Genomic DNA, 6,701 nt, shown 5'->3' with positions numbered 1-6,701 from the left:
TCGTAGCCGAAGGTCTCGGCGCTGTTGTCCTTGAGGTAATCGGCGCGGGTCGGGCGGTTGGCTTTGTCGTAGGTGAGGCGGGTCACCTCGTTCAGGCGGTTGGTTTTCTCGTAGACATTGCCGGCTTCGTCGGGTTTGTAGGCGATGGTCTTGGCGCTGTGGTCGGTCTCGCTGGTCAGCCGTCCAAGGTCGTCGTAGGCGAAGGACCAGGTCTTGTTCTCGGCGTCCTTGACGGTCAGGCGGTTGCCCGCGAGGTCGTAGGTGAAGACGGTCTCGCCGTTGTCGGCGTCGATGATCTTCGTCAACCGGTTGAGTTCGTCGTATTGCCGGGTTTCGCTGCAGGCCGGGGTCTGGCTGTTCTTCGGCTGCAAGCCCGCCTGGGCGTTGGCGTCGAGGGTGCAGGTGAGGTTGCCGTTCTCGTCGTAGATGAATTCGCTGCGGAATCCCAGCGGATCGATGGCTGCGGTCTTGCGGCCCAGGGCATCAACCTCGAACTTGACAGTTTCGTCGTTGGCGTTGGTCAGCGCCACCACGTCGCCACGCAGGCTATATTTCGTTTCGGTGCGGTAGCCGGTGGCGTCGACCACGGCCGTCCTGCGGTTCATGGGGTCGTATTCGAATCTTGTGATGTGGTTCTCGGCGTCTGTGACGGCGATGACGTTGCCGGCTTCGTCGTAGATATAGGTTGTGACGCTGCCTTCGGCATCGGTCTCAGTCTTGACCCGGTCGGCGGCGTCGAACGTGCGGGTGACGATGTCGCGCACGTCGAAGGTGGCGTCGGGCTTTTTATAGCGATGCGTCACTTTCCAGAGCTGGCCGTTGGCGTCGAAGTTGTTGACGACTTCGTTGCCGAGGCTGTCGGTCATCTTGGTCACGCGATCCAGAACGTCGTAGTCGTAGCTGGTGGTGAGGTCGATCAGCGTGGCGTCAGTGGGGCTGGTGCGGCGCTTGAGGGTCTCGGTCTTTTTGCGGCCAAGGCTGTCGTAGGTGAAGGTCTGGGTGACGCTTGTCCCGGACGGCATGCCGACGATCTGTTGCTGGGATACGTTGAGGCCGCCGCTGCCGGTTACATAGGTCAGGCGGGTTTCACGGTAGCGGGTGGCGTCGAGATACTGGCGGCTGTAATTCAGGGTGGCGTCGCTGTTCCAGCACTGGCTGGCCAAGAGCACGTTGGCGCTGCCCGACAAGGCGCTGATACGGGTTTCCTTCGGGCGGTTCGTGTAGTCGCAGCCGGACGTGCTGGCGGCATAGGTCGTGGTGGTGACGGCGCCGCGCTTGTCCTTGACGGTGGCGACTTGGTCGAGCGGGCCGTAGGTGTAGTCAACGGTACGGCTCAAAGCATCCTGCTCGCGGGTGACGTTGCCGCTGGCGTCAGAGGCGCCGGTGAAGGCCTTGTCGGCGCGGTAGCTGTAGGTGGTGGCGTAGCCCAGCGCGTCGTATTTCTTGCTGCGGATGGCGTCCCCCTGGTTCTCGAACAGCAGCACGCCGCCGTCGGGCTCCCTGAGCTGGGTCATGCGGCCGTTGTCGTCGTAGAAGTACTCCCTGATCCCGTTCCGTGCGTCGGTGACGCGGGTGGACTTGCGGTAGAGATCGTAGTCGAGGGTGTCGCCCTGATTGAGACTGTTGGTCTGCTGGAAGGCGCGGCCGTTCTGGTAGTACTTGAAGACGGTCTTCACCGGCTGGCCGTCGCGGGCAAGAGGCTGGACGACTTCCGTGAGCAGGTGCCGGGGGGCGTCGTAGGCGTAGGTCAGTGCCTCGGCGAGCGGGTTGGTGCGGGTTTGCAGGTTGCCGGTGGCATCGTAGACGAAGCTCCACTTGCGCGCCGTCCAGTCGGACACATCCTTGAGGCGGCCGTTGGTGTCGTAAGTGAAGGTGAGGCCGGTGCGGGTGGCGATGCCGAGGTTGTCGGTGAGGGTGGACAGACGGCCGTTGGTATCGTAGGCGAGCGTCAGGCGGTCACCCCAGGCGTTGTCGATGTATTTGAGGCGGGCGACGAGGTTGGGCGTGGTCTTGAGGCTGCCGCTTGGCACTTCGAAGATGTACTTCACGCCGTTGCGGAAGACCAAAGTGTGCTGCCCCGCAGCCGGGCTGTCGAGCGTCAGGGTGTCGTAGACGCCCTTGGGCGCGGTGACGGCATAGCTGGTTTCGTCGACCAGGTAGGCCTGCTCGCCACCGCGCTCGTCGGTGTAGGTGACGGAGCTGGTTTTGCTGTTGGCGTTCTCGGGCTTCTGCGCCGAGGTGCAGTTGGGGCAGTCGCCGAAGTCGTTGGACTTGAGCTGCATCAGATAGGAATGGGTCCAGCCGTAGCCCAGGCCGCGGTCCACAGAGGTACTGCTCGGCGCGCTGTTGTAGGTGCGGGTGAAGACGAGGTTCAAGCCATTGCGGCCGCGAATGACGAAGTCGGTTTCGTCGTGGTAGTTGTTGCCGGACACGGTCGAGATGGGGTCGGCGGTGGACGGCGTGCGTACCGGGTCGTTGTGCACCGCGCCAACTAGAACCTGGTCGTTGAACTGGTCGTTGTTGAAGGTGGGCAGCACGGACACGCCGCCGGTGTTGATGGACTGGGCGGGGTTGAGGACGGTGGCGCCATCGACATAGCCGCCGGCCAGGGCGGGAACGGCGCTGGTGAACAGAAGCAGCAGTATCAGCCAGTTGATGGCGGTGCGAAACATCGATGGCGGTCTGGAGAAGAGAGAAGACAAGCGGGCAGAATAACGGACGCATATGACAGCGCTTGTCATGCGGGGCTGGCAGGCTGCGGAATTTTGCGGCGGGTCGATGCGATGTTGATGCTGTTGGCGTGGCTCTGGATTCGTGCCAGCGCGTGGTTCGCGCGGGGCGCGAAGAATCGGCGAAGCGGTCGCCGCCGTTCGCCCCCAATTGCCCACTGCCGGACGCAGGCCAAGCCGTCCTGGGTCGTGCGGGAAATCGTTCGATTGAAGGCGCTGATGCCGGACGCGGGATGTCGCATGATCGCGGACAGCTTCAACCGTCGTTTCGCGTGCCATGCCGATTTCAAGAGGCGGGCGACAGTGGGTAAATCGTTCGTGGCGGACACCGTTCGCAAGCACCGTTACGAGATCGAAGTGGAACGACGCAGGATCAAGCATCGCGTGCCGCCTGCCCTGCCGCGCAATCTCGTGTGGGCGATGGACATGACGGGCAAGACGGATGCGGCGGGAAACCTGCACATGATTCTGGGTTTGCTCGACCACGGTAGCCGTGGCTTGCTCACACTGGCGGCGTTGCCGGACAAAGGTTCGTGGACTTTGCTCGGGCACCTGTTTCTGGCAATCGGGCAATACGGCAAACCGCGTGCGCTGCGAACGGATAACGAAGCGTGTTTCACCAGCCGCGTGTTTCGCTTCGTGCTCGCGCTTGCCGGGATTCGCCATCAGCGCAGCGATCCGGGTTGTCCGTGGCAGAACGGACGCATCGAACGCTTGTTCGGGACGTTGAAGCGGAAGCTCGATCAGTGGGAGGTGGTTGGGTTCGAGGCGTTGCAGGGGTCACTCGGAGAATTCCAGTTCTGGTACAACCACGTTCGAGCGCATCAGCATCTTGGCGGTGCAACACCTGCGGAAGCGTGGGCGGGGGTAAATCCTTTCGCCGTCAAACACAAAAGTGAAACCTGGTTCGAGGCGTGGGACGGTCTTTTGCAGGGCTACTATTTGCGACGATGAGGCGATGCGCAGCAGGGGATGCGGAAGCAACGGACGGACAAAAATCGACTGTCCGGGGTGAGGCGCGCTTACGCGGTACGCGGATAACGAAAACGGCTTCGAGTTAATGCCGGGATGACGGAAATAAGAAAGGACGAAGCGGCTTCGATGAAGCGGAGATAACACGGAAATTACCGGGCGGTTAAACAGCAAGAAAACCCGGTGTACCGGGAGCCGGAAACGCTTTGCGGACACGTGGACGGGACAGGCGGACGGGACACCGCCACCACGTCGCCGCGCAGGCTGTATTTGGTTTCGGTGCGGTAGCCGGTGGCGTCGATGACGGCGGTGCGGCGGTTCATTTCGTCGTATTCGAATCTTGTGGTGTGGGATTCGGCGTCGGTGACTCTGGTTCTTCCCAAGGCGGCTTGAATGGATTGAAGCGGGTGAGTTCGCCACCCTTCATCCGATACAAAGCAGACAGCCTCTCGACTTCGCTCAGGAGCATTTCGGCCAGCGAGGTCCATTGATAAAGAATCGGTGCTGCTTTGTAACGCGGTGTGGCTAAAATACGTCCGCCTGCTTCGTCATAACTCACATCCGCCCCAGGATCGGCAGGGTAAAAGCCAAACGCAATCCAGCTAGATGGAATCTCCGGGGCGCGATCCAGCGTGTTGCCGTATTCCAAGCTGACAGGCTGCCACGCGGAATCGTCAGCCTTGCGTGAGTAGTCAGTCCTCAACCCGCCTATCGACAGCGAATCAGCGAAGAGATAGAGACCATTCGCCTGCAAGTAAAAGTCGCGCAGCGCAGGAGGCAGCTGTCGGCCTATTTGTTGCTCAAGAATCGCAATATCGCTTGCGTCAAGTGAGCCGTGGATACAGTGCAAATATTGCAGATCCCCCGGCTTACGTCGACAAATCAGACGAGTGCCATTAGGCAGTGTCCTCGATCCTTCCGAATCGAGCGCCATCAACTCATCGACGATGCCCTTCATATAGTCCGCCGTTTGGGTCATTTGCTATACACAGATCGCATCATGTTGGTATTGGACTTGTTTGGATATAGCAGGAAGCCGCCCGCTGCCCCTCCAACGGGGGAGCCATTATCATAGATTTGTTGCCATGAAACGCTGCCGCTATTTCGTTGGGGTGTCATGTCGCCCGCTCCACCCGCGTTCCCAATGCCAAATATGTAAGACCATGGATCAATCATTTCAAATGCTTGCGCCGCATCGGCTGCCGTGCTGAGCGCGGCGGCACCCGCACTCAACAAAGCTCCTTTGATGCTGTAGCCGCTGGTGTCCCGAATACGCGGCAATTGGCCGCCCGCCGTGCGGTCGATGAGCGATCCGCTGGTCGAATTCTGGTAGTTTCCGCCGTGCGTAGCAAGGTGATTGTCCACAAATTTGATGTTGTCCGGATTGCCAGCCATGTGCGGGAAATCGGCGACGCTGTTGATGTGATGCGGCGCGAATCCGGCTACTTTTCCGGTGGTGAGGAGTTCACTTTGCTGTGCGGGCGACCAATTGACAGTGCCTTTGAAATCATTCTTAAGCAGGTTTTGCTCCATTGCCCAAGCTGCATTCGTTGCACGGTTTCGGGCGGTGGCGATGGATGCTTTTAGTCCCAGATACTCGGCGCTTTCCCTTAAGAAGACTCGCGCTCCCGTGAGAACACCAGCCAACCCACTCGGATCATTCGCATTGACCGGATTGTTTGAGACATAGGCGAAGAAGTTGATCCCGGCTTGAAACCCCAACGGGTCTTCGCTGACGAAGCGCCCGATGACAGGGTCGTAATACCTTGCCCGGTAGTAATACAGCCCCGTCCCGTCATCTTCCCGCCCGGTGTATTTCAACCGGTTCGGGCTCGTTCCCGTCGTGCTCTGCGTGCTGCCGAACGCGCCGAAGGTCGTTGATTGCAGCGTCCCCCCGTTATGCCCCGAGACCTGGCTGACGCTGGTCACATTGTCGTGATGGAACAGGAAGGGTTTCAGCTTGGCATCGGTGTCGTACAGATAGCCCGCCACCAGTTCGTCCGTGCTCGATCCCCGGAAATACTTCGCGTACAGGTTCGTCCCCGAGTACACCGATTCCAGATGCTCGCCTTCGAGGAAGTAGTCGAGGCTGCCCAGGCCTCCGCCCGAGCGGCCGATGCGGTAGTCCATCGGATCGTAGCTGTAGGTTTCCGCACCCACGGTCTTGACCCGCCCCTTGGCGTCCCACGTCAGCGTCTTGGCGCCGACGCCGGTCTGGCCGGTGAGCCGGCCTTCGAAGTCGTGGGTGAAGCTGCTTTCCACTGTTCCCGTCGTTGATCCAATGCGGATGTCCAGCAGCCGGTTGGTTCCCGTCGTGTAGTTGTAGTAACGGGTGTTGGCGTTCGCCGTCAGGCTGCCTTTCGTTGCCGTCTTGCGGTTGCCCGCCTTGTCCCAGGTGAAGAGTTCGTCGTTGGCCGTGCCGGGATAGTCGGCGGTCTTCAGGCGATAGAGGGGGTCGTAGGCGTAGGTGGTGGCGCCGCTGCCGTCCACGCTGGTGAGGATGTTGCCGGTGCGGTCCCGCGTGTAGCTGGTATCCGAGATGAGTGAGTTGGCCGCATCGTACTGCGTGAGGCGTGTCTGCCAGCCGTTGGCATCGAACTGCTGCGTCAGGCGCGCGCCGTTGGCCGTCACTTTGGAGAGCAGCCGCCCCGCCGGGTCGTACTGGTAATCGACCTGGGTGTAGTCGGGGTTCCGCAGCATCGTCAGGCGGTTGGCGGCGTTGTAGGTGTAGCTGGTGGTGCTGCCCTGGTAGGTGGTCTTGGTGAGGATGTTGCCGACCTTGTCGTAGGTGAAGGACAGGTTCTTGCCGCGGCCGTCGGTTTTCTGGATCAGGCGGTTGAGGCGATCCCAGGTGAAGGCGTAGCTGACCGATCCGTTGGCGGCGGCATTCAGATTCCCTGCGGGGTCGTAGCCGAAGGTCTCGGCGCTGTTGTCCTTGAGGTAATCGGCGCGGGTCGGGCGGTTGGCTTTGTCGTAGGTGAGGCGGGTCACCTCGTTCAG

The 6,701-nt window shown here is 60.9% G+C and carries 5 protein-coding genes; 1 reads left to right on the top strand and 4 read right to left on the bottom strand.

The genetic code is table 11. From position 1 onward, the window contains the following. Positions 1 to 2,672, bottom strand: a 2,672-nt coding sequence (locus B059_RS0118220; RefSeq protein ID WP_018079656.1) for a DUF6531 domain-containing protein, incomplete at its 3' end; no start/stop codon positions are given. Positions 2,673 to 2,783: 111 nt separating this feature from the next. Here B059_RS0118220 and B059_RS0118210 point away from each other — a divergent pair. Continuing rightward, positions 2,784 to 3,683, top strand: coding sequence for an integrase core domain-containing protein (locus B059_RS0118210; protein WP_081601703.1), 900 nt, complete (start codon positions 2,784 to 2,786; stop codon positions 3,681 to 3,683). 170 nt (positions 3,684 to 3,853) lie between these two features. Here B059_RS0118210 and B059_RS20610 read toward each other — a convergent pair whose 3' ends face one another. The 3 genes from B059_RS20610 to B059_RS0118200 all read right to left on the bottom strand — a co-directional run. Continuing rightward, positions 3,854 to 4,024: a hypothetical protein gene (locus B059_RS20610; protein WP_419184838.1), complete on the bottom strand. Its 171-nt coding sequence runs from the start codon at positions 4,022 to 4,024 to the stop codon at positions 3,854 to 3,856. Then, a complete protein-coding gene (locus tag B059_RS0118205) occupies positions 4,021 to 4,659 on the bottom strand; it encodes an SMI1/KNR4 family protein (RefSeq protein ID WP_157273828.1) in 639 nt (212 codons plus the stop codon). The genes B059_RS20610 and B059_RS0118205 overlap by 4 nt, the downstream gene beginning before the upstream one ends. Positions 4,660 to 4,676: 17 nt before the next feature. After that, a partial coding sequence (locus B059_RS0118200) for an RHS repeat-associated core domain-containing protein (protein ID WP_026177642.1) occupies positions 4,677 to 6,701 on the bottom strand: 2,025 nt, incomplete at its 5' end.

The organism is Thiobacillus denitrificans DSM 12475, from assembly GCF_000376425.1.
GTDB lineage: Bacteria > Pseudomonadota > Gammaproteobacteria > Burkholderiales > Thiobacillaceae > Thiobacillus > Thiobacillus denitrificans.
This window is presented reverse-complemented; position numbering and strand designations above follow the sequence as displayed.